Genomic DNA, 2347 nt, shown 5'->3' with positions numbered 1-2347 from the left:
GGCGCATGCCGCTCTCCAATGAACTGGCCGAGGCCGTGGTCAGGCGCTTCAGCGCCGCCGCAGAGGGCGCGTTCGCCGGCCCGGAAATGCACGCCTTGCGGCCATTGCTGGACACCCAGACACGCTGGTCTGGCCTGCCCACCACCGATAATTTGCTCGCAGAAGTGCTGAAATCCCGCGAAGGCTGGCACCTTTTCCTCTACCCGTTCGCCGGTCGTCAGGTGCATCTGGGGCTCGCCAGCCTGCTGGCCTGGCGCGTCAGCCAGCGCCAGCCGCTGACGTTCTCCATCGCGGTGAACGACTACGGGCTGGAATTGCTCAGCGCCACGCCTGTGGACTGGGCCGAGCAACTCGATACCGCATTGCTCAGCCCCGAACAGTTATTGAAGGATGTGCTCGCCAGTCTCAACGCGGGCGAGTTGGCCCTGCGGCGCTTTCGCGAAATCGCCCGAATTGCCGGACTGGTGTTCGCCGGTTACCCCGGCGCGCCGAAAAGCACCCGTCAGGTGCAGGCCTCCAGCGGCCTGTTTTTCGAAGTGTTCAAACAATACGACGCCGACAACCTGTTGCTGGCCCAGGCCGGGGAAGAAGTCTTACGAGAAGAACTGGATATTCAACGTCTGGAACAGACACTGGAGCACATCAACCGGATGAAACTCGACGTGCATCAGATAAAGCGTCCTACGCCACTGGGGTTTCCACTGCTGGTGGAACGCATGCGCGAAAGCATGAGTTCAGAGAAACTCGCTGACCGCATCAGACGTATGGTCGGCGACCTGGAAAAATCCGCCGACAAGGGCAAATCCCGATGAGCGCGCCCTACCCTGTGCGGTTGGCAGGTGAAGACCTCTGGTTGCTGCCGGAGAAGGCCCTGTACTGGCCAGCGCAACAAGCCTTGCTGATAGCCGATGTGCATTTCGGCAAAGCCGCCGCCTACCGCAGCCTCGGTCAACCGGTCCCGCAAGGCACCACGGCGAGCAATATCGCGGTGATTGACCGATTGCTGGCGAAACTGCCCTGCCGGCAACTGATATTTCTCGGCGATTTTCTGCACGGGCCCGGCTCCCATGCAGAGGGTACGCTAAACGCCTTGGCGCAATGGCGAGCGCGCCACGCCGAACTGCCGATGACACTGATCCGTGGCAATCACGACAAACGCGCGGGCGATCCGCCTGATTCGCTGAATATCCGGGTCGTGCCTGAACCGCTGCTGATAGGACCGTTCGCTTTGCAGCATGAACCGGACCCGCATTCTGAAAGACACGTGCTGGCCGGTCATGTGCATCCCGTGTATCGGCTACATGGCAAGGGTCGACAAAGTTTGCGCCTGGCGTGTTTCAGGCTCAGCGAAGGCATCAGCCTGCTACCGGCCTTTGGCGCATTTACCGGGGGGTATCCGGTCGAGAAGGAGGAAAGCTGCAGGATTTTCGTCATCGGTGACAACGAAATATGGCCAGTCAGTTGAAGTCGTTGCAGACCTCGACTGACTGGCCATTGGTTTTCAACGCAGATCAGGCAACCGGTGCCGGTGGCGGCTCGTCCGGAAGCATCGGCTCGCCCGGCTCGGTCGGTTGTTCGTTGGGGGTATCGGGGTCGGGCTGACCGGGAATTCCACCGGCCATGCTCAGAGGCGGGTGCGCCAACAATGACCAGGCCAATACGCCAACCTGATTGGGCTCAAGCCTTGCCAGTTCGGCAGTGATTTGCGGATCGATCTTCATAGGGCACTCCTCGGCGAAGGCCCGTTTCGACAGAAACAAAAACGGGCAGTACACCCCATAGAGTGTCTGCCCGCCAAAGAATTCCCGTGATCTGTCGGATGGACGGATCAGGTACGCGGCAAGGTCACGCCACGCTGGCCCTGGTACTTGCCGCCACGGTCCTTGTAAGAAACTTCACATTCCTCGTCGGACTCAAGGAACAGCATCTGTGCCACGCCTTCGTTGGCGTAGATTTTCGCCGGCAGGTTGGTGGTGTTGGAGAACTCCAGGGTCACGTGACCTTCCCACTCTGGCTCGAGCGGGGTGACGTTGACGATGATGCCGCAACGCGCGTAGGTGCTTTTACCCAGGCAGATGGTCAATACATTGCGCGGGATGCGGAAATACTCGACGGTGCTGGCCAGGGCGAAAGAGTTCGGCGGGATGATGCAGACATCGCTGTGGATGTCGACGAAGCTGCCGGCATCGAAGTTTTTCGGATCGACGATGGCCGAGTTGATGTTGGTGAACACCTTGAAATGGTTGGTGCAACGCACATCGTAGCCGTAGCTCGACACGCCGTAGGAGATCACACGGCTGTCGTCGCTGCCGCGCATCTGACGCTCGACGAACGGCTCGATCATGCC

General features: G+C 60.2%; 3 protein-coding genes and 1 pseudogene. 2 read left to right on the top strand and 2 right to left on the bottom strand.

Annotated features, from left to right (window positions below; translation table 11 throughout):
- Positions 1 to 812: pseudogene (locus DBR24_RS28745) on the top strand (DNA ligase-associated DEXH box helicase); the annotation flags it as partial.
- A complete protein-coding gene (gene pdeM, locus DBR24_RS28740) occupies positions 809 to 1465 on the top strand; it encodes a ligase-associated DNA damage response endonuclease PdeM (protein ID WP_128616389.1) in 657 nt (218 codons plus the stop codon). The pseudogene DBR24_RS28745 and the gene pdeM, both read left to right, overlap by 4 nt.
- A gap of 46 nt (positions 1466 to 1511) precedes the next feature.
- On the opposite strand, the gene DBR24_RS28735 is transcribed toward pdeM, so the two are convergent.
- Entirely contained in the window at positions 1512 to 1721 is a 210-nt protein-coding gene (locus DBR24_RS28735; protein ID WP_128616388.1) for a hypothetical protein, read from the bottom strand.
- A 107-nt stretch (positions 1722 to 1828) separates the two neighbouring features.
- Positions 1829 to 2347: dCTP deaminase (gene dcd / locus DBR24_RS28730; protein WP_218278159.1), on the bottom strand; the 519-nt coding region annotated here is incomplete at its 5' end.

It is taken from the genome of Pseudomonas sp. HMWF006, assembly GCF_003061205.1.
In the GTDB taxonomy this organism is placed as follows: domain Bacteria; phylum Pseudomonadota; class Gammaproteobacteria; order Pseudomonadales; family Pseudomonadaceae; genus Aquipseudomonas; species Aquipseudomonas monsensis.
The sequence above is the reverse complement of the archived record's forward strand: the minus strand, read 5'-3'. Positions and strand labels throughout refer to the sequence as shown.